The sequence below is a fragment of the Saccharothrix sp. 6-C genome, from assembly GCF_016695385.1.
GTDB classification, from domain to species: domain Bacteria; phylum Actinomycetota; class Actinomycetes; order Mycobacteriales; family Pseudonocardiaceae; genus Actinosynnema; species Actinosynnema texasense.
Genome location: NZ_CP064192.1, coordinates 2,384,646 through 2,404,590, shown reverse-complemented (window position 1 = coordinate 2,404,590; position 19,945 = coordinate 2,384,646). Strand labels below are relative to the sequence as shown.

Here is a 19,945-nt window from a genome sequence, read left to right as displayed (position 1 = left end):
GTCAGATGTTGGTGATGATCCGGTCGATGAAGCCGTACTCCAAGGCCTCCTCGGCGGTGAACCACTTGTCGCGGTCCGCGTCCCGCTCGATGGTCTCGACCGTCTGACCGGTCTGCTCGGCGGTGATCCGGGCCATCCGCTTCTTCATCTGGGTGAAGATCGTCGCCTGGATCTCGATGTCGGTCGCCGTGCCGCCGATGCCCGCGGACGGCTGGTGCATCAGCACCCGCGTGCTGGGCAGCACGAAGCGCTTGCCGCGCGCGCCCGAGGACAGCAGGAACTGGCCCATCGAGGCCACGAAGCCGAGGCCGATCGTGGACACGTCGGGCTTGATGTGGTTCATCGTGTCGTAGATGGCCATGCCCGCCGTGACCGAACCGCCCGGCGAGTTGATGTACATCTGGATGTCGGCCTCGTCGTCCTCGGCCGCGAGCACCAGTAACTGCATGGTCAGCCGGTTGGCGACCTCGTCGTTCACCTCGGAGCCGAGCAGCACGATCCGCGACCGCAGCAGCTGCTCGTACAGCGGGTCGTGCGCCATCGGAGTTTGCGTGTTCGAGCGGGCCAGGATCGCTGCCGCGAGGTCCACCGTTCCCCCATGTTCCTTCTGTGAAGAATGCCGTTCGACTACGGAACGTAGCCTGATCGTCGCAACGCAATCAACTCGACGGCCCGCAGTTCGCTAGTGGCGAACCTACCGCCGGCGGGTCTCGGACGGCGCGTCGCCGAGCAGCACGGTCGCCGCGTAACCGAGCGAGTTGCCCCGCACGCGCACGACGGTCAGCCCGCACTCGCGCAGCAGCGCCCGGAACCGGGGCTCGCTGAACGACCTGGAGTAGAAGCCGTCGGCGCCGGTGAACAGCACGCCGCCGTCGCCGGTCAGCTCGAACTCCAGGCCGCGCACGCCGCACCTCGTGTAGTAGGCGTGCCGGACCTTCGTGGCCTCCAGGCTCTCGCCGAACACCGAGATGACCGCCGCGCCGGACGCGCCCGCCAGGGACCGCAGCAGCCGCAGCGGGTGGCGGAAGTTGCCCAGCAGGTTGAACGGCAGCATGTACAGCGGCCGCTCGCCCACCAGGTCCCGGTCCCACCGGTGGTGGTTGAACAGGTCGTCCACCAGCGTGCGCGCCCGTTCGCCCAGTCCCTCTCGCTCGATGCGCGCGGCGAGCGTGGCGACCGCCCGCGCGTCGAGGTCGACGCCCAGGTAGCGCGCGCCGAGGTGCCGTGCGACCTCCAGCGCGCGCCCGTCGTAGCAGCCGAGCTCGACCAGCGTGTCGCAGCCCAGGTAGGGCATGGCCTCGACGGTGGCCAGGCTCTCCATCTGCAGCAGCGGCAGGACGTCGTCGGGGAAGTTGGCCAGGGTCATGATGGTCGCCGGGCCCGCCGGGTGCGCGTAGAAGGCGGACTCCGGCTGGTGCTCGACCGCCAGCGCCTGGTGCTGGCCGATGTGTTCTTCGAACAGGTCCGACATCTGAAGCGCAGACTCCTCCGGTGTGGGCGGAACGATCACGCGCGCCTGACGCGTGGCGCGGTGAACCGCCGGTACACGACGTCGCGGAGCACGTCCTCGCCGCCTTCGACCAGCGAGACGTGGCGCAGGTCGCGCACCAGCGCGCCGATCGGGACCTCGTCGGTGTAGCCGAGGCCGCCGAACACCTCGGAGCCGGTGCCCGCCACCCGCCAGCCGGCCTGGCCGCAGAACACCTTGGCGACCAGCGCGGACTTCAGCGCGCCGCGCCGGGCGAACCGCCGCGCCGCGTCGGGGTCGGCCCGCACGGCGTCGAAGTCGTCCGCCGCGGTGCGGCACTGGCTGCGCATCGTCTCGATCTCGATCTCGACCTGGGCCATCTTGTCGGCGAACAGCGGGTGCTTGCCGAGCACGCCGTCGCGCAGCCGCCTGCCGGCGGCGAAGTCGAGGCACAGGTCGCGGACGCGCCTGGCCATGCCGACGGCGGTGGCCGCGATGAGCACGCGGCTGGCGTTGAGCCCCACCTCCAGCAGCCGCAGGCCGTGCCCGTCGAGCACGTTGCCCGCGGGCACGGCGCAGTCGGCCAGCGTGACCCGGTGCACCGGCGAGCCGGTCAGGCCGGTGGTGCGCCACGGCTCGGACACCACCACCCCGTCCGCGTCGCGCGGCACGACGACGGCCACGTGCGGGTGGTCGTCGGCGCCGGCTTCGTGCCGCGCCACCACGAGCAGGTAGCGGGCGCTGTCGGCGTTGGTGGAGAACAGCTTCTCGCCGGTGACGACCACGGTGTCGCCCTTGGGCACGGCCGTGGTCCGCAACCGGTCGAGCTCGCTGCCCGCGTCCCGCTCGGTGACGGCGGTGGCGAAGAAGCCGCCCTCCCGGCCGAGGTCGCCGAGCACGCCGTCGCGCAGCCGGTCGTCGCCGTAGAGCGACACCAGCGTCGAGCCGATCACGCCCACCAGGGACGAGAAGGCGAACCCGGCGTCGGCGTAGGCCAGCTCGTCGACCACGTCGACGCCTTCGCGCAGGGACAGGCCGCGGCCGCCGTGCTCGACGGGCAGCCACCAGTTCGCCAGCCCGGCGGCGTGCCAGGCCGCCGTGCGGGTCGCGAGGTCGGCGGGCCCGTCGAGCAGGTGCGTCCGGGCGAACGCGCGCACTTCCTGACGCAGGTCCATGACCTACGCGGACCGGGCCCTGGTGGCGAACCGGAGCAGCCCGCCGACGGTCTCCACCTCGTCCAGCTCCTCGTCCGAGGCGACGACCCCGAACTCCTTGCGGAGCTTCATCGCGAGCTCCACCAGGACCAGCGAGTCGAACCCCAGGTCCTCCAGCGGGGTGTCCGCCGTGATGTCCTCGGCGGGCACCTCGCTGATCTCGCTGATCAGCACGACGAGCCGGTCTTCGACCGCAGAACGCATGACTGGTTCCCCCTAGCTGCCGATGTCGGTGATCTTGGGCCAGCGCACCGCGACCGACCCCCAGGTCAGTCCCGCGCCGAACCCCGTGAGCACGACGTTGTGCCCCGATCTCAAGCCTTGGTGGCGCATCCCGTGCCCGAGCGCCAGCGGGATCGACGCGGCGACGGTGTTGCCGACGTCGGCGATGTTGCTGACCACGCGCTCGGCGGGCAGGTCGAGCTGGTCGGCGACGGCGGCCAGGATGCGGGCGTTGGCCTGGTGCGGCACCAGCCGGTCCACGTCCGCGGTCGTCCAGCCGACCTGGTCCAGCACCCGGTGCACCGAGTCGGTCATCGCGGTGACCGCCTTGGTGAACACCGGCTTGCCCTCCATGTGGAAGTAGCCGCGCGTCGTGCCCGCCGCCCGTTCGGCCCGGCCGACGGCGGGCACCTCGAGCAGCCCGACGTGCTCGCCGTCGCTGCCGAGGTCGAACGCGAGCAGCGCGCCGTCCTCGTCCGACTCGCCGGCGCGCAGCACGACCGCGCCCGCGCCGTCGCCGATGAGCGCCCGGGTGGCCCGGTCCGCCGGGTCCAGGGTCTCGCTGAACGTGTCCGCGCCGATGAACAGCGCGCTGTCGAACAGCCCCGCGTTGATCATGGACGCGCTGGTGGCCAGGCCGTAGACGAACCCGGTGCAGGCGGCCGACACGTCGAACGCGGGCGTGCCGGACATGCCCAGGCGCGACGCCACGGTGGGCGCGGTGGCCGGGCACTGCCGGTCCGGGGTGGTGGTGGCGACCACCACCAGGTCGACCCGCGTCACGCCCGCCGAGGCCAGCGCGCGTTCACCGGCCGCCACCGCCAGGTCGCCGGTGGTGGTCCGCTCGTCCGCGATGTGCCGCTGCCGGATGCCGGTGCGGGTGCGGATCCAGGTGTCGGAGGTGTCGAGCACCTCGGCGAGCATGTCGTTGGTCAGCACGTCGGGCGGCACGTGGGTGCCGAGCCCGGCGAGCACCGCGGCCCGTGCCACGGCTCAGCCCTGCACGATCGCGGCGGCGGCCTCGGCCCCGCCGAGCGCTTCCATGTGCTTGACCGGGTTCCAGAAGTCCCGGTACAGCGTGATGTGCTCGCCGTCCGTGCGCAGGACGGAGATGTAGTCCTGGGAGAGCGTGCCGCCGGACTGGGTGGCCGTGCCGTCGCCGTGGAACTCGCCGATGGCCAGGTCCTCGTCGGCGGTCGGGTAGAAGGTCACCTCGGTGAACTTCACCGTCAGGTGCTCGGGGAACTTCTGCATGTGCTGCCAGATGGCCTCGCGGCCCTCGAAGCGGTTGGGCCAGCCGGGCGGGGCGTAGGGGAACTCCAGCACGCCTTCGGGGTGGAACAGGTCGCACCAGCCGCGGGCGTCGCCGTTCTCCAGCAACTCCAGGCTGCGGGTCAGGATCTCCTGGGCGTTCATGCGGACGTCCTTCCGGTGAGCACGGGCTGGGGGGTGACGGGCACGCTGATCAGCGCGCGCAGGAACGTGATCGGCAGCCAGACCAGCTCGCCGTGCGGCACGGCCAGGCGCAGGTCCGGGAAGCGGTCGAGGAGCCTGCCGATCGCGACCCTGGCTTCGAGCCGGGCCAGCGGCGCGCCGACGCAGTAGTGCACGCCGTGGCCGTAGCCGAGGTGCCCGTCGGCCTTGCGGGTGAGGTCGAGCCGGTCCGGGTCGTCGAACCGCTCGGGGTCGTGGTTGGCGGTGAGGTTCGAGACCAGCACGTACTCCCCCGCCGGGATGGTGACGTCGCCGAGGTCGACGTCCTCGACGGTGAACCGGAGCATCGACGCGCGGACCGCGCTGTCGTAGCGGACCAGCTCCTCCAGCGCGTTGGGCAGCAGGTCGGGGTTCGCGCGCAGCGCCGCGGCCTGCCCGGGGTGCACGAGGAGCGTGACGACCGCGTTGCCGATCATGTTCATGGTCGTCTCGAACCCGGCCATGAGCAGCAGGTGCGACATGGCCACGAGCTCGGTCGGCGACAACCCGCCGTCCTCGTCCGCCGCCTGCACGAGCGCGCTGAACACGTCGTCGGCCGGGTCGCGGCGCTTGGCCTCCAGCAGGCCGCGCAGGTAGTCCGCCTGCTCCTCGGCCAACGCCTCGGCGGCCTCCGGCGACAGCAGCTCGGCCTGCCGCTCCCACGCCGAGCGCACGTGGTCGCGTTCGGCCGGCGGCACGCCGAGCAGCTCGCAGATCACGCCGATGGTCAGCGGGACGGCGAAGTCGCCCATCAGGTCGGCCTGCTCGCGCGCGGCCATCGCGTCCAGCAGCTCGTCGGTCAGCCGCTCGATGTGCGGGCGCAGCAGCTCGACCCGGCGGCTGGTGAACGCGCGGCCGACCAGGGCGCGCAGCCGGGTGTGGTCGGGCGGGTCGGCGTTGAGCATGTGGGCGGTGAGGGAGGCGCCGATGGCCGCCCGCTGCTCCCCCGTGCGCTCGGCGTACAGCTCGGCCGCCTGCTTCGCGTCCCGCCGCACGCCGGGGTGCGAGAGCACCTTCTTGGCGTCGGCGTACCGGGTGACGACCCACACCGGGTGGTCGGGCGCGAGGTGGGCGGGCCGGGGCGCGCCGTCGACCTGGAGGCCGTCGTAGAGCGGGTGCAGCGGCGAGATCAGCTCTTCGCCGAGCCGGAGTTCAGGACCCGACACGGTGCGCCTCCTGGTCGGTCGGGAGCGGGGTGACGATCTTGCTGAACATCGAGTCGACGGCGCGGTCGGGCAGCACCCGCGCCAGCACCGTGCCGCGCCGGACGTCGGCGCCGACCCGATAACGGGTCTTCGGCTTCACCGAGGTGAGCGCGGCCCGGATGGCGACGGCCACCTCGGCGGGCCGGGTCTTGCTGTCCTTCGCGGTCTGCTCGTTGAACCGCAGGAACCGCAGGAACGTCGCCCGGTAGAGGTCGGCGACCGCGGCGGGCGCGCCGGCCAGCGCGTCGTGGCCGTCCTGGGCGATCTTGGCCCAGATCGGGGTCCAGATGGAGCCGGGGCAGACCACGGACACCGCCACGCCCAGCGGGGCCAGCTCGCGGCGCAGCGCGTCGCTCATGCCCTCCTTGGCGAACTGCGCCGCCGAGTACGGCCCCAGGTACGGGATCGCGACGGTGCCGAGCCCGGAGGTCACGTTGACCAGCCGGCCGCGGGCGGCGCGCAGCAGCGGCAGGAACGCCTGCGTCACCGCGAGCTGGCCGACCACGTTGACCTCGAGCTGCCGGCGCAGCAGGTCGGTCGACACGACCTCCAGCGGCGCGGAGATGCAGATGCCCGCGTTGTTCACCAGGCCCCACAGGCCGCGGTCGCCGACCTTCTCGGCCACCTCGTCGGCCGCGGCGGTGATGGACGCCTGGTCGGTCACGTCGAGCACGACGTGCTCGGCCCGGCCGGACGGGCAGTCGGCCACGAGCCGGTCGCCGTCCTCGGTCTTGCGCACCGCGGCCAGGACCCGGAAGCCCCGCTCGGCCAGGTGCAGCGCGGCTTCCCGGCCGAGGCCGGTCGACGCGCCGGTGATCAGCACGGTCCTGCCGGTCGGCGGCAGTGCCTTGGCGGTGAACACCATCTACTCCTCACGCGCCCGCGGGCGAACTCTGGGTGATCTCCGACAGCAAGGTGCTCAGCGAGTCGTCCGCCAGCCGGCGCGCGCGCTCGTCCGGCACGGCGTCCGCGATGTGGGTGAAGTTCCAGAACAGCCGGCCGTGGCTGGAGTTGACGGTGGCCACGAAGTAGCCGTTGACCGAGATGCCGGTGAGGAACTGGGCGTCGGACACCCGCCACGGGCCGATCCGGTCGGGGAAGGCGTACCGGCCGATGTTGGACGAGCACAGGTTGATCGGGCCCTCGGCCTCCATGAACTCCAGGAACGGCCGCGCCTGCGCCACCGACGGCGGGCACGCGCCCACCACCATCGTGACCAGGTTGAAGTGGTCGCCCTTCGCCTTGCGCGCGGCGAGGTCCTCGGTGATCGCGCGGGCGAGGTCCCAGAACGGCAGCGCCGGGTCGACCACGGACGGCACGGTGGCCACGTAGGTGCCGACCTCGTCCGGGCGCACCGGCGGTTCCAGCTCGCCCCGGAAGTCGATCGGCGAGCCGACCGCGAAGTGGTCGTGCGCGTCCCCCGCGTCGGCGGCGGCGGCGCGCACCAGGGCAGCGGTGACGGCGCCGTGGACGGTGGTGCCGTGCTCCCGGGCCGCGCGGGCCACGGCGTCGAGCTGCTCGCCGGTCAGCTCCCGGTGCACCAGCCGGGACCGCCGGCCCTCCAGCGGCACGCGGCTGGTCGGCTCGACCCGGCCGGGCCGGGTGCGGGCCATCAGCTCCTCGTCCCGGGCGGTCTGCTCGGCCAGCCGCGCCGCGCCCTCCTCGCCGGTGTGGCGGGCGGGGCGCAGCTCGTCGGGCGGCGGCAGCTCGCGCGACGACTCCACCGGCCGGTCGGCGGCGGCCAGTTCCAGCCACTGCTGCGCCAGCGTGATCACCGTGGTGCCGTCGGCGATGATGTGCGGCACGACGACCAGCAGGTCGTGCACGTCGTCGTCGCCGCTGATCACCACGGCGCGGGCGAGCGGGCCGACCGCCGGGTCGACGCGGTCGGGCAGCTCGCGCTCGTTGATCTCGCGCACCCACTGGTCGTCGTGCTCGCGCCGCACCCGGCGCAGCGGGATGGAGCGGTCGGTCGGGACCCAGTGCGGGTCGAGGCCGTCGTCGTCGGTGATCGCCAGCCGCAGGAACGGGTGCCTGGCCTGCACGGCGTCCAGGCCGCGGCGCAGGACGTCGGCGGGCAGTTCGCCGCGCACCCTGGTGCGGGAGACGACGTTGAGCGTGGAGAGCTGGTCGCACATCCAGTACCAGCGCTCCACCGGCGACAGCGGGCGGATCGGCGTGGCCATCACTGCACTCCGGGGAAGATCAGGGCCTGCTCGTTCTGCCGGTCGAGCGTCCGCTCGGGGACGAACCGGAAGTACAGGCCGCGGGCGAAGGTCTGCAACGGGTTCTGGAGCTGCTCGGTGCGGCTGAGCCCGCGGGAGGCCAGCACCATGCCCCGCGCGCGGTCGCGTCGCCGGTCCTCGTAGGCGCGCAACGCGGTCTGCGGGTCGTCGATGGTCTTGAGGCAGTGCGCGAGCACCGCGCCGTCCTCGATGGCGATGGCGGCGCCCTGGCCGAGGCTGGTCAGCATCGGGTGGGCCGCGTCGCCGAGCAGGGTCACCGGCCCGTCGCCCCACCGCTCCAGGAACGGCCGGTCCTGCGCGGGCAGGCTGGTGATGCCCTCCTCCGGGGTGGCGGCGATGACCTGCTGCACCTCGTCGGCCCACCCGGCGTAGAGCTGCTGCACGCCCGCCTTGCCGCCCCGCCAGTCCGCCGCCTGCTCGGCGGGCATGTTCTTGGTGCCCCACCAGTAGACGTCGCCGCCGCCGATGTCGACCAGGCCGAACCGCTGGCCGCGGCCCCAGTAGTGGGCGGCGTAGGCGTGCGTGACCTTGGGGTGGCGGAACGCGGGCGTGGCACGCCACACGACGTAGTCGTAGTCCAGCGGGCGCTCGGGGCCGGCGATCTTGCGGCGGATGGCGGAGTTGAAGCCGTCCGCGCCGATCAGCACGTCGGCGCGCACCTCCCGGCCGTCCTCGAAGGCGACCACCACGCCGTCGCCGTCGCGGGTGTAGCCGGTGGCGGCGGCGCCCAGCTCGATCTTGGCGTCCGAGGCCTGCTCCAGCAGCGCCTGCTGGAGGCTCGCCCGGTGGATGGCCAGGTTCGGCTGCCCGATCCGGCGGGCCAGGTCGCCGAACCGGATCGCCCGGATGGGACGGCCCCGCTTGGTCAGGAAGCGCAGCGACTCGAACACCAGCGACCGGCCGGTGAACTCGGGCGTGACGCCGACCGCGGCCAGCGCGGTGAGCGCGTTGCTCATCAGCGACAGCGCCGAGCCGACCGGGCGCAGCTCCCGCGCCCGCTCGTACACCTCGACCTCGAAGCCGGCCCGGCCGAGCGCGGCGGCGGCCGTGAGACCGCCCATGCCCGCGCCGACGATGACGATCTTCTTGTGCTTGCTCACGGTGCGGTCCCCTCGGCCCGGTTCGGGCTCAGCAGCGTGGTGATGGCGTCGGCGACGCCCGCGACGTGCGGCTCCTCCATCAGCACCAGGTGGTCGCCGGAGACGTCGACGACGTCGAGCCGGCCGGTGGTCCAGTGCCGCCAGCCGTTGTCCGGCTCGGCGTGCAGGGTGCCCGCGGCCCGGTGCATCGGCTTGAGCGAGTCGGGCAGCGGGCCGTCCGCGCGCAGCAGCGTCACGTCCAGGTCGGTCACCGGCGGCCGGTAGTCGATCAACGCCCGCCAGTTGGCCCGGAACAGCTCGTACAGCCGCTTCACGGTGGCCCGCGACGTGCCCCAGGGCAGCACCCCGGTGCTCATCGCGCGGTCGAGGACGCGGTCGAGCTTCTCGTCCTCGGTGAAGTCCGCGGGCAGCTGCTCGACCGCGTCCAGGCTGCGCTCGAACCACACGAGCTCCCAGTAGAAGAACTCCATCAGCGCGTCGTCGCCGACCGTCACGTCGTGGTCGCGGCGCATGGTGATCGAGTCGAGCAGCACCAGCTCCGACACCGCGTCCGGGTCTTCCTCCCGCAGCACGCGCGCGATCTCGTAGGCGACGAACCCGCCGAACGACCAGCCGCCGAGCACGTACGGCCCTTCCGGGCGCACGCGCCGGATCGCGGCGAGGTAGGCGGCGGCCATCTCCTGGATGGACCGGGCGGGCGTGCTGCCCTGGTCGCTGCCCGCCGCCTGCAACGCGTAGACGGGCTGGTCCGGCGGCAGGTGGCGGGCGATGGGCAGGTAGCACAGCACGTGCCCGCCCAGCGGGTGCACGAGGAACAGCGGCGGCCGGTCGCCGTCGCGGCGGATCGGCACCAGCGGGTCGAACTCCGCCACCGCCGACTTCACCCGCAGCCGCTCGGCCAGCCCCGCCACGGTCGGCGTCTCGATCAGCGCGGCCAGCGGGACGCCGACGCCGTAGCGCTTCTCGATCGTGACGACGAGCCGCATCGCGGTCAGCGACGTGCCGCCGTTGGCGAAGAAGTCGTCGTCCACGCCGACCTCGGACAGGTCGAGCAGCTCGGTGAAGACCTCGGCGAGGTTGCGCTCGTACTCGTCGCGCGGCGCCACCCGCTCGGCGGAGTCGTCGCGGGTCAGCGGGATCTCGCGCAGGGCCGAGTCGTCGCGCTTGCCGCTGGGTGTCAGCGGGAAGGCGTCCAGCCACCCGAAGTACGACGGCACCATGTACTCCGGCAGCTCGGCCCGCAACGAGCCGGCCAGGTCCGCCAGGTCCACGCCGTCGGCGTCGCCGATGAGGAACGCGGCCAGGAACGCGTCGCCGTCGGGCCGCCTGCGGGCCACCACCGCCGCGCCGCGCAGCCCGGTGTGCCGCTCGGCCTGGCGCATGACCGCCAGCTCCACCTCGGCGGTCTCGATGCGGAAGCCGCGGACCTTCACCTGGGTGTCGGCCCGGCCCAGCCAGATCACGCTGCCGTCGGGCAGCAGCCGGGCGAGGTCGCCGGTGCGGTAGAGCCGGGCGCCCGCGCGCCACGGGTGCGGCAGGAACCGCTCCCGGGTGAGGTCCGGCGCGCGGTGGTAGCCGCGGGCCAGGCAGTCGCCGCCCAGGAACAGCTCGCCGGTCACGCCGACCGGCACCGGCTTCAGGTCGGCGTCGAGCACCTGCGCCTCGACGCCGTCCAGGGGCCGGCCGATGGGCGGCAGGTCGGGGAAGCGGGCCGGGTCGCCGGTGAGCGTGTGGTAGGTGACCTGGTGGGTCTCGGTCGGCCCGTACTGGTTCTCCAGCATCAGGCCGGGCACCGCGGCGGCGAACGCGCGGACCTCCTCGGTGATCCGCATCTGCTCGCCGGAGGACACGACCACGCGCAACGCCCCCGGTCGCACGCCCACCGCGTTGGACGCCTCCGCGAGCCGCTGGAACGCCACCGCGGGCAGCAGCACGCGCTGCACCCCGTGCCGGTCCAGCACCCGCAGCAGCGCGATCGGGTCGAGCCGCGTCTCGTCGGTCACCAGCCGCAGCTCGCCGCCGCCGCAGTGGGTCGAGAAGATCTCCTGGAACGACATGTCGAAGCTCAGCGGCGCGAACTGCAGCGTGCGCAGGCCCGGTTCGCCGCTGGGCACCCGCAGCTGCCACTGGGTGTACCCGGCCCACATCCGGTGGGTCAGCTCGACGCCCTTGGGCCGGCCGGTCGACCCGGAGGTGAACAGCAGCAGCGCCAGGTCGTCCAGGTCCGGGGTGGGCAGCTCGACGTGCTCCGCGGTGTCGGCGACGACCTCGGCGACCGGGATGACGATCCCGTCGTCCTGCGCCACGTGCGCGTGCGCGGGGTGCGCGACGACCCGGTGCGGCCGGGCCGTGTCCAGGATGAGCGCGAGCCGGTGCGCCGGGTAGCTGACGTCCAGCGGCACGCAGACCAGGCCGGCCCGCAGCACGCCCCAGATCACCGCGATCATCTCCGGCGACCGGTCGAGGGCCACCCCGATGGTCGCGCCGGGTTCCGCGCCGCCGCCGAGCAGCCGGGTCGCGACCGACCGGGACACCCGCTCCAGCTCCCGGTAGGTCCACGCGGTGTCGTCCCCGAACGTGACCGCGAGCGCGTCCGGCGTGGCCTCGGCCTGCCGCGCGAACCGGGTCACCACGTCGACCAGGGGCTCGGGGTGCGGCACGACGTCCTGGCGCGGGGCGAGGAACGAGAAGTCGACCGCGCCGTGCGGGTCGGCCACCAGCTCGCGCAGCACGCCGACGTAGGTGTCGGCGATCAGGGCCGCCTGGTCGCGGGTGATCGCGCGGCCGTCGGTGTCGACCCGCAGGAACGTGCCGTCGCCGACCGGGTCGGCGATGACGTTGACGAACAGCGGGAAGTTCGTCTCCTCCCACACCCGCAGGCCGGTCAGCTCCCGCAGCGGTTCCAGCACGTGCAGGTCGACGTAGTTGAACGCGGTCTGGAGCACGCCGCCGTGCGCCTGCTGGATCGCGCTGAGCGGGTAGCGCCGGTGCTCGTGCTCGTGCCCGTCCCGCTCCTGGCGGAACAGCTCGCGGGCCACGTCCAGCCGCGTGCGGCCGGCGATGTCGGTGCGGACCGGGACGGTGTTGAGGAACAGGCCCACCATCCGGTCGGCCTCGGGCAGGTCGGGCCTGCCGTGCGCGACCACGCCCGTGACCACCGTGCCGGCGCGGGAGAACAGGTGCAGGGTCAGGCAGTGCGCGGCCAGGACCAGCGACTTCACCGGCAACGAGTGCTCGGCGGCTCGCGCCCGGAGCTGGGCGAGCAGGTCCGCGGGCAGGTCGACGCGGTGCGACGCGAACCGCGGCTCCTCGACGGGCTCGTGCGCGCGGAACCCGTCCAGCGAGGTCATCGCCGCGCCGTCGAGCAGGTCCGCCCAGTAGCGGGCCGTCTCCGCCGACGCCAGCGCGCGGCGCTCCTCCTTCGCCTGCCAGGCCGGTGACGGCGCGGCGGGCGGCGCGGGGTCGCCCCGGTAGAGCGTCATCAGCTCGACGATGACGTTGGCCACGCTCCAGCCGTCGAGGATCGCGTGGTGGAAGCTGAGGACGAGGTCCAGCGCGTCGTCCCGGACGAACGCGGTGAACAGGTGCAGCGGCGCCCGGTCCGGTTCGTAGCGGTGGAACCGGCGCTGCTCGACGTGCTTGCCGATCACCGCCTCCGCGTCGGCGCGCCCGCGCAGGTCGACGACCTCCAGCCCGCCGGTCACGTGCTCGTGCACCCGTTGCAGCGGCTCGGAGGAGCCCGCCAGGTCGAACGACGACCGCAGCGCGGGGTGCCGGGCGAGGACGGCGTCGAACGCGCGGCGCAGCGCCCGCTCGTCCCACGCCACGTCGAACCGGTAGCGGAACACGTCGTGGTACACCGAGGAGTCCGGGTGCCTGCCGGAGTGGAACAGCAGCCCCAGGCTGAGCCGGTTGACCGGGAACGCGTCGGCGAGCCCGGCCAGCCTCGGCCGGTCCACTTCGGACACCAGCTCGAACGGCGCCAGCCGCGACTCGGGCGCCACGGTGGCCGACAGCCGGCCGGCCAGGCCGGCGACGGTCGGGTGGCGCAGCAGGTCGGCCGGTTCGAACCGCAGGCCGCGGCGTCCGGCGCGGGCCCGCAGGCGCAGCATGACGATCGAGTCGCCGCCCAGCGCGAAGTAGTTGTCGTGGATGCCGACCTCGGGCACGCCGAGCACGTCGGCCCACACCTCGGCCAGCTCCGCCTCGACCGCGGTGCGCGGCTTGCCGCCACGCGGCGCGCCGACGACCTCCGGCAGCCGCTTGCGGTCCAGCTTCCCGTTGGGCGACAGCGGGATCGCGTCGATCCGCACGAAGAAGGCGGGGATCAGGTGCTCGGGCACCGCCCGCGCCATGCCGGTCCGCAGCGCGGCGGGGTCCAGCTCGTCGTCCGCCACGCAGTAGGCGACCAGGTGCGCGCCGAGGGCGTCGGAGTGCCGGACGACCACCGCGGCGTCGCGCACGCCGGGCAGCGCGGCCACGTGGTCGCGCACCTCGCCCGGCTCGACCCGGTTGCCCCGGATCTTGACCTGGTCGTCCACCCGGCCCAGGTACTCCAGCGTGCCGTCGGCCAGCCGCCGCGCCCGGTCGCCGGTGCGGTAGAGCCGGCCCTCGCCGGCGAGGTGGTCGTGCACGAAGCGCTCGGCGGTGAGCGCGGGCTGGTTCAGGTAGCCGCGCGCCACGCCGACGCCGCCGATATGCAGCTCGCCGGGCGCGCCCGCCGGCTGCGGCCGGCCCGCGCGGTCCAGCACGTGCAGCCGGATGTTGTCGATGGGCGAGCCGATCGGGACGCGGGCCGGCGTGCCGGGCGGGCAGTCGTACGCCGAGACGTCGACCGTGGCCTCGGTCGGCCCGTAGAGGTTGACCAGCCGCGCGCCGTCGCCGAACACCCGGTTGAACCGGGCGACCTGCGCCGGCGGCAGCGCTTCGCCGCTGCAGAACACCAGCCGCAACGAGGACGCGGCGCGCCGGGCGTCCGGGTCCTCCTCCAGCAGCTCCAGCAGCGGCGCGAACATCGACGGCACGAAGTGGACCACGGTGACGCCGTCGCGCTCGACCGCGCGCAGCACCTCCCGCGGGTCCTTCTCGGCGCCGGGCGGCAGCAGCGACAGGCGGGCGCCGGTGAAGCCCCACCAGAACAGCTCCCACACGGACACGTCGAACGACACCGGCGTCTTCTGCAGCAGCACGTCGTGCTCGCCGATCGGGTACCGGCGCTGCATCCACCACAGCCGGTTCACCACCGAGCGGTGCTCGACCATCACGCCCTTGGGGCGGCCGGTGGAGCCGGACGTGTAGATGACGTAGGCCAGGTCCGTCGGGGACGCGAGCGGCGCGACCGGTTCGGCCCGCGGCAGGTCGGCCACCCGCAGCGCAGCGCCGACCGAGCCCAGCGCGGCGGGGTCCACCTCGACGTCGCCGAGGAGGGCGACCTTCGCGCCGCTGTCCTCCAGCAGCAGGCGGACCCGCTCGGCGGGGTAGGCGGGGTCGACCGGCACGTACGCGCCGCCCGCGAGCTGAGCGCCCAGCACGGCGGGCAGCAGGTGCGGTCCACGTTCGACCAGCACGGCCACCGGGTCGTCCCGGGTCACGCCCCGGGCCCGCAGCGCGGCGGCGACCGCGTTCACCCGCGCGGCCAGCCCGGCGTAGGTCACCGTGGCGCCGTCCGGCCCGACCAGCGCCACGCGGTCCGGTGTCAGCTCCACCTGGCGGGCGAACAGCTCGGGCAGGGTCGTGTCGTCCGGGAACGGCGCGTCGGTGGCGTTGTGCGCGTGGACGAGGTCGTGCCGCTCCTGCTCCGACAACGGGTCCAGCTCGCCGACCGGCTGCCCGCTCGACGTGGCCAGCGCCCGGAAGAGTGCCTGGATGTGCCGTGCGGCGGCCTCGATCGGGAAGTCCGCGTCGAACACGTCGGTCGCGCACTCCAGGTCGACCCGGGGGTCCTCGGCGCGGTCGAACTCCGAGACCCAGATCGCCAGCGCGTCCTGGTCGTGGGCGTGCGTCCGCGCCACCGTCTCGTAGGAGACGCCCGGCATCGGCGTGGCCGGCGGCTTGCCCAGGTAGGCCACGGTGGTGTCGAACAGCGGCCCGCCGGCTGCCAGGTCGCCCAGCGGCAGCCGTTGGTGCTTCAACAGGGCCCGGGTGTCCTGCCGCACGCGGGACAGCACCTCGGTCCCGGTCAGCTCGGCGCGGGTGTCCACGCGCAGCGGCAGCGTGTTCGCGAACTGGCCGACGGTCTGCTTGGCCAGGGCGCCCGAGCGGTTGAGCACCGGCACGCCGAGCACCACCTCGTCGACCTGGTGCACCTTCGCCAGGTACAGCGCGACGGCGGTGGAGAACACCACGAACGGCGACTCGCCCCGGTCGCGGACGGCGTCGACCAGCGCCCGCTCCAGCGGGAACGAGTACCGCCGGGTGCGCCTGCGTCCGCGCGGGCTGCGCCGCGTGAACAGCACGGGCTCGACGCCCGCCGTGGCCTGCTCGAAGAACGCCCGGTCCTCCTCGTGCCGCGCGGAACCCTCGTAGGTGTCCGCGGCGGTCAGCTCGGTGAACGACGGCGTCTCGGTCGCGGCGCCCAGGTACTCCGCGCGGACCCGCGCCAAGAACAGTTGCAGGCCCCACGCGTCGCAGATGATGTGGTGCGTCCGGACATATGCGTACACGCTCCCGCCCGCGTTCAGCAGGACGAGATCGACCAGCCGGTCACCGGTCAGGTCATAAGTAGTTGAAAATTCACCACCGAGCCATCGCCCGACTTCGGACTCCCGATTCAACCGCACCCGGCGAACCGTGAATTCTGCGTCGCCGGCGAGCCACTGGTACGGTTCGCCGTCCTCTTCGGAAAAGCGAAGCCGAAATGCGTCCGTCCGCCGCGCGGCCTCGGTCATGGCCTGGACCAGCCGGTCCTCGTCCACGTCACCGCGGTACCGGTCATAAATGAAGACGGTGTACTGGTCCAGCTCCGGAAATTGTGCCCCCGCCACCCAGATGTCTCGTTGGTAAGGCGACAGTCGAATACGAGCAGTACTACCCACCGATCCCCCAGTGTGCTGCACCGAACATGATCCGTGATTCGCGCCGGCTAGCGGGGCAACCGTATCAAGGCCCCTCGCGCGATTCCAGAGACGACGTTTGTCACTTGGCACAATTGTCATCGAGGACAAAAGAGCGGGTTTCGGCGCCGCCTCAGCGCTGCGGCGCGAGCCGGCGGTGCGTGCGGCTGATGAGCGCGGCGAGGAGCTTGCCCGCGCCGGAGACCGTCTGCGGGTGCAGGCCGGTCAGCGCGGCGATGCGGCGCAGCCGGTAGTCCACCGTGCGCGGGTGCACGGTCAGGTGCCGCGCCACCCGCTGCCGGTCCCGGTCGAACGCCAGGTACAGGTACAGCGTGTGGATGAAGTCCTGGTGGTCGGCCAGCGGGTCGAGCAGCGCCGTCATCGTGGAGGTCAGCTCGCCGTTGGCGAGCATCGCCTCCTCCAGCGGGTGCGCGTCCACGCTGGTCGGGCTGGCGGCCAGGGCGAGGCTCGCGTAGGTCGCCGCCCGGCGGGCCTCGGCCACCAGCTCGTCCCGCTCGGTCCCCCGGCCGACCCGGGAGACCCCGATCGGCAGGTTCGCGACCAGCTTCTCCAGCCGGCGCACCAGCCGGTCCTGCTCGGCGCGGACGGTGCGGGTCGACGTGCCGGAGACCAGCGCGGTCACGCAGCCCGGCGTGACCAGGTGGCCCGTGCAGCGGTCCAGCACGTCGGCGCAGACCTGTCTGCGCCGGTCCGGCCCGTCCGCGCACGTGGTGAAGTCGACGGTGACGGCCGCCAGGTGGGTGGTCCCCGCCGGCTCCTGCCCCTCGCCGCCCACCGGCACGTCGCCGTCGAAGCGCACGTGGACGCGGTGGTCGGGTTGGGCCGGGATGAGCGGGGCAGGATGCGATAACTCCGATTGCGGTGCCATGAACACTTCCCCCAGGGTTCTGCGACGATGCACAGCTCGTCACGGTCGGTGACGAGCCTGGTACACGGCTTCGAGTCAACCAACCGCCACATGAGCGTGCACCCGTCCAGACGGACCAATAGGGAGCGCTCGGCACCGACATCCGGGCTAACGCACGGCGATAGCGTTCCTGATAACGGGTGAGCGATCAGCCCGAACGGCGGGCGACGAAGGTCGTGGGCAGCACGACCGGTTCCCGCGTCGGCGCCGCGCCCTCGAGCCGCGACAGCAGCAGCCGCGCGGCGGCCTCGCCCATCTCCCTCATCGGCTGGCGCACGGTCGTCAGCTCGGCGTGGGCGGCGATCGGTATGTCGTCGAAGCCGACCACCGCGACGTCGTCGGGCACCTTCCGGCCGGCGGCGGCCAACGCCCTCATCGCGCCCAGCGCGGACAGGTCGTTCTGCGCGAAGACGGCGTCGAAGCGCAACCCGGTGGCCATCAGCTTCTCGGTCGCCACCGCGCCGCGGTCGGTGCCGAAGTCGCCCTCGACGACCAGCCTCGGGTCCACGTGCACGCCCGCGTCCCCGAGCGCGTCCAGGAACCCGTCCAGCCGTTCCCGCACACAGCCGAAGTTCGACGGCCCGGTCACCACGGCGAAGCCCGTGCGGCCGGCCGCCATCAGGTGCTGCGCCGCCGCCTGCGCGCCCTCGCGGTTCGTCGTGCACACCGACGGGAACCCGGGACGGCTGCCCCGGTCGTCGATCATCACCACGGGCAGCCCCTGGTCGTGCAGGGTCTCGATGTAGCTCAGCGTGTCCGGCGGCTCGATCACCAGCAGCCCGTCGAACGCCTTCGCGGACACGTGGCTGGCGAACTGCGCCAGCGACTCCGCGCCGCGGTTGACCGTGTAGAGCAGCAGCCCGTACCCCTCGGCCTCCAGCTCGTCCACCGCGCCCTGCACCACTTCGCCGGTCCACGGCCAGGTCAACGACGGCACCAGCATGCCGACCGTCCGCGCCCGCCCGCGCGCCAACCCGACCGCGCGGGCGCTGGGCACGTACCCGACGTCCGCGATCACCTGGCGCACCCGGGCCGCCGTCGCCGCGTCGACGTCCGGTTTGCCGTTGAGGACGCGGGACACGGTCGCCTTGCTGACCTGGGCGCGTTGGGCGACTTCGGCGATCGTGACTCGCACGGTGCACTCCTCGGACTACGGTCAACGGTGACCCCGTAACCGGTACCGAAACCGGTTACGGACACGCAGTCAACCGCGACGTGCACGCAGCGTCAAGAGTGGGCGTCCGGGGGACGACCCGGACACACCGGTCAGGCGCGCCCCATTCGGGTCCACCGGTCCGGTGCGGTCGTCGCGGCCCGGACCGCCGCGGTCAGGCGAGCACCGCGCGGCCCGCGGCCGTCAGCTCGGCCGGGACCCAAAGCCCGGACCCGTCACGTCGGGCCGGGCGCAGCAGCCCGGCGTGCGCCAGCTCCCGCGCCGCGCCCTGGTCGCTGCACAGCAGCCCGTCGACCTTCAGGTCGGGCTCGCAGCTGCGCGTCACCTCGGCGCGACCCGCCGCGACCGCCCGCAACAACGCCCGTGCCCGGAAGTTCAACTCGTCATCCATGATGGTCACCGTCATCCCCAGAAAAGATCCTTCACCAGGCATATCGCCGCAGCGCCCGGAACTCTTACCCCGGTAGGGTCGGTCGCATGGGGACGATCACGGCCGTCAGCCGGAGCGCGGAGCACACCTTCACCAAGCCCACCGGGGAGTCGATCACCCTGCTCGCCGGGCTCGGCGTCGAGGGCGACGCGCACCAGGGCGTCACCGTGAAGCACCGCTCGCGCGTGAAGCGCGACCCCACCCAGCCGAACCTCCGCCAGGTCCACCTGATGCACGCCGAGCTGCACGACGAGCTGGCCTCGTCCGGGTTCCGGGTCGCACCGGGCCAACTGGGCGAGAACGTGACCACGCGGGGCGTGGACCTGCTCTCGCTGCCGACCGGCACCCGACTGCGCCTGGGCCCGCACGCCGTCGTCGAGGTGACCGGCCTGCGCAACCCGTGCCCGCAGATCGAAGCCTTCCAGGACGGCCTGCTCAAGCAGGTCGTCGGCCGCGACGAGCACGGCGACGTGGTGCGCAAGGCCGGCATCATGTCGATCGTCCTGACGGGCGGCGAGATCCGCCCCGGCGACGAGATCCGCGTGGAGCTGCCCGACGGACCACACACCCCGCTGATCCCGGTCTGAGCGAAGGACGTCGCCACGCACCCGGTGGCGGACCGGATCGCCGGTCGCGGTGTCGAGCACTACTCTCCGCGCCGTGACAGGACTTCTCGCGGGCAAGGTCGCGCTCGTCACCGGGGCCGGCGGGCTCGTCGGGCGCGGGATCGCGTTGCGGTTCGCGCGGGCCGGGGCGGCGGTGGTGGCGCACAGCAGGCGCAGTGACGTGACGGCGCTCGTCGAGGAGATCGCGGCGGCCGGTGGGCGGGCGGTCGGGATGCGCGCCGACCTGGCCCACGAGGACGAGTGCCGGCGGCTGGTGCGCGCGGCCGCCGAGTGGTGCGGCGGGTTGGACGCCGTGGTGAACAACGCGGGCGTGCAGCCGGTGCAGGAGCTCGCGGGCATGACGGCCACACAGTGGCGCGCGGTGGTGGACGTGAACCTCACCAGTGCCTTCTCCTGCACGCAGGCCGCCGCGGAAGTGCTGCCGGCGGGCGGGTCGGTCACCCACATCGCCTCGATCGAGGGCACGCACCCCGCCGTCGGGCACGCGCACTACAGCGCGTCCAAGGCCGCCCTGATCATGCACGCGCGGTCGGCGGCGCTGGAGTACGGGCCGCGCGGCATCCGCATCAACACCGTCTCCCCCGGCCTCGTCGACCGCCCCGGGCTCGCCGAGGACTGGCCCGACGGGGTCGCCCGGTGGACCGGGGCCGCGCCGCTCGGTCGGCTCGGTCGACCCGAGGACGTTGGCGACGCCTGCGTTTTCCTCGCCTCGCCGATGGCGTCCTGGCTCACCGGAAATGACCTGGTAGTGGACGGCGGGATGAGCGCCCGACCCACTTGGTGAGCTATTCCCGACGAATTGGAAAT

General features: G+C 73.2%; 16 protein-coding genes. 2 read left to right on the top strand and 14 right to left on the bottom strand.

Features of this window, described 5'->3' with window-relative positions; all coding sequences use genetic code 11:
- Window position 1: 1 nt before the first annotated feature.
- The 14 genes from IOD16_RS10965 to IOD16_RS10900 all read right to left on the bottom strand — a co-directional run bounded on the left by IOD16_RS10965 (window position 2) and on the right by IOD16_RS10900 (window position 18,473).
- Entirely contained in the window at window positions 2-541 is a 540-nt protein-coding gene (locus tag IOD16_RS10965; RefSeq protein WP_123747848.1) for a ClpP family protease, read from the bottom strand.
- A gap of 153 nt (window positions 542-694) precedes the next feature.
- Entirely contained in the window at window positions 695-1,471 is a 777-nt protein-coding gene (locus IOD16_RS10960; protein ID WP_201439939.1) for a class I SAM-dependent methyltransferase, read from the bottom strand.
- A 35-nt stretch (window positions 1,472-1,506) separates the two neighbouring features.
- On the bottom strand, window positions 1,507-2,643 hold the full coding sequence (locus tag IOD16_RS10955) for an acyl-CoA dehydrogenase family protein (RefSeq protein WP_201439938.1): 1,137 nt from the start codon (window positions 2,641-2,643) through the stop codon (window positions 1,507-1,509).
- A 3-nt stretch (window positions 2,644-2,646) separates the two neighbouring features.
- Window positions 2,647-2,886 carry an acyl carrier protein gene (locus tag IOD16_RS10950; protein WP_123742397.1) on the bottom strand — a complete coding sequence of 80 codons (240 nt, stop codon included), beginning with the start codon at window positions 2,884-2,886 and terminating at the stop codon, window positions 2,647-2,649.
- A 12-nt stretch (window positions 2,887-2,898) separates the two neighbouring features.
- Window positions 2,899-3,894, bottom strand: a complete 996-nt coding sequence (locus IOD16_RS10945) for a beta-ketoacyl-ACP synthase III (RefSeq protein ID WP_123742398.1) — start codon at window positions 3,892-3,894, stop codon at window positions 2,899-2,901.
- Window positions 3,895-3,897: 3 nt separating this feature from the next.
- Entirely contained in the window at window positions 3,898-4,320 is a 423-nt protein-coding gene (locus IOD16_RS10940; protein WP_123742399.1) for a nuclear transport factor 2 family protein, read from the bottom strand.
- A complete protein-coding gene (locus tag IOD16_RS10935) occupies window positions 4,317-5,543 on the bottom strand; it encodes a cytochrome P450 family protein (RefSeq protein ID WP_201439937.1) in 1,227 nt (408 codons plus the stop codon). Before IOD16_RS10935 ends, IOD16_RS10940 begins: the two co-directional genes overlap by 4 nt.
- A complete protein-coding gene (locus IOD16_RS10930) occupies window positions 5,530-6,447 on the bottom strand; it encodes an SDR family oxidoreductase (protein WP_201439936.1) in 918 nt (305 codons plus the stop codon). Before IOD16_RS10930 ends, IOD16_RS10935 begins: the two co-directional genes overlap by 14 nt.
- Window positions 6,448-6,454: 7 nt before the next feature.
- Complete coding sequence (locus IOD16_RS10925; protein WP_201439935.1) at window positions 6,455-7,768, bottom strand: phthiocerol/phthiodiolone dimycocerosyl transferase family protein; 1,314 nt, start codon at window positions 7,766-7,768, stop codon at window positions 6,455-6,457.
- Window positions 7,768-8,928: an FAD-dependent monooxygenase gene (locus tag IOD16_RS10920; RefSeq protein ID WP_236594889.1), complete on the bottom strand. Its 1,161-nt coding sequence runs from the start codon at window positions 8,926-8,928 to the stop codon at window positions 7,768-7,770. The genes IOD16_RS10925 and IOD16_RS10920 overlap by 1 nt, the downstream gene beginning before the upstream one ends.
- On the bottom strand, window positions 8,925-16,082 hold the full coding sequence (locus tag IOD16_RS10915) for an amino acid adenylation domain-containing protein (RefSeq protein ID WP_236594888.1): 7,158 nt from the start codon (window positions 16,080-16,082) through the stop codon (window positions 8,925-8,927). Before IOD16_RS10915 ends, IOD16_RS10920 begins: the two co-directional genes overlap by 4 nt.
- 31 nt (window positions 16,083-16,113) lie before the next feature.
- On the bottom strand, window positions 16,114-16,869 hold the full coding sequence (locus tag IOD16_RS10910) for a helix-turn-helix domain-containing protein (RefSeq protein WP_201439933.1): 756 nt from the start codon (window positions 16,867-16,869) through the stop codon (window positions 16,114-16,116).
- Between the two features lie 187 nt (window positions 16,870-17,056).
- Complete coding sequence (locus tag IOD16_RS10905; RefSeq protein ID WP_123742405.1) at window positions 17,057-18,043, bottom strand: LacI family DNA-binding transcriptional regulator; 987 nt, start codon at window positions 18,041-18,043, stop codon at window positions 17,057-17,059.
- A 193-nt stretch (window positions 18,044-18,236) separates the two neighbouring features.
- Window positions 18,237-18,473 carry a hypothetical protein gene (locus tag IOD16_RS10900; protein ID WP_201439932.1) on the bottom strand — a complete coding sequence of 79 codons (237 nt, stop codon included), beginning with the start codon at window positions 18,471-18,473 and terminating at the stop codon, window positions 18,237-18,239.
- Between the two features lie 86 nt (window positions 18,474-18,559).
- Between IOD16_RS10900 and IOD16_RS10895 the strand changes: the two genes are divergently transcribed.
- Both IOD16_RS10895 and IOD16_RS10890 read left to right on the top strand, forming a co-directional pair.
- Window positions 18,560-19,099 carry an MOSC domain-containing protein gene (locus tag IOD16_RS10895; protein ID WP_201439931.1) on the top strand — a complete coding sequence of 180 codons (540 nt, stop codon included), beginning with the start codon at window positions 18,560-18,562 and terminating at the stop codon, window positions 19,097-19,099.
- Window positions 19,100-19,172: 73 nt separating this feature from the next.
- Window positions 19,173-19,922 (top strand): SDR family NAD(P)-dependent oxidoreductase, encoded by a 750-nt coding sequence (locus IOD16_RS10890; protein ID WP_201439930.1) that lies wholly within the window; start codon window positions 19,173-19,175, stop codon window positions 19,920-19,922.
- The last annotated feature ends 23 nt before the right edge of the window (window positions 19,923-19,945 follow it).

What these genes read in the sequence shown, in the direction of transcription:
- IOD16_RS10915 (WP_236594888.1), bottom strand. Translation starts at nt 16,082, where the DNA reads ATGACAATTGTGCCAAGTGACAAACGTCGTCTCTGGAATCGCGCGAGG.
- IOD16_RS10950 (WP_123742397.1), bottom strand. Translation starts at nt 2,886, where the DNA reads ATGCGTTCTGCGGTCGAAGACCGGCTCGTCGTGCTGATCAGCGAGATC.
- IOD16_RS10955 (WP_201439938.1), bottom strand. Translation starts at nt 2,643, where the DNA reads ATGGACCTGCGTCAGGAAGTGCGCGCGTTCGCCCGGACGCACCTGCTC.
- IOD16_RS10910 (WP_201439933.1), bottom strand. Translation starts at nt 16,869, where the DNA reads ATGGCACCGCAATCGGAGTTATCGCATCCTGCCCCGCTCATCCCGGCC.
- IOD16_RS10940 (WP_123742399.1), bottom strand. Translation starts at nt 4,320, where the DNA reads ATGAACGCCCAGGAGATCCTGACCCGCAGCCTGGAGTTGCTGGAGAAC.
- IOD16_RS10965 (WP_123747848.1), bottom strand. Translation starts at nt 541, where the DNA reads ATGGCGCACGACCCGCTGTACGAGCAGCTGCTGCGGTCGCGGATCGTG.
- IOD16_RS10895 (WP_201439931.1), top strand. Translation starts at nt 18,560, where the DNA reads ATGGGGACGATCACGGCCGTCAGCCGGAGCGCGGAGCACACCTTCACC.
- IOD16_RS10900 (WP_201439932.1), bottom strand. Translation starts at nt 18,473, where the DNA reads ATGGATGACGAGTTGAACTTCCGGGCACGGGCGTTGTTGCGGGCGGTC.
- IOD16_RS10925 (WP_201439935.1), bottom strand. Translation starts at nt 7,768, where the DNA reads ATGGCCACGCCGATCCGCCCGCTGTCGCCGGTGGAGCGCTGGTACTGG.
- IOD16_RS10960 (WP_201439939.1), bottom strand. Translation starts at nt 1,471, where the DNA reads ATGTCGGACCTGTTCGAAGAACACATCGGCCAGCACCAGGCGCTGGCG.
- IOD16_RS10930 (WP_201439936.1), bottom strand. Translation starts at nt 6,447, where the DNA reads ATGGTGTTCACCGCCAAGGCACTGCCGCCGACCGGCAGGACCGTGCTG.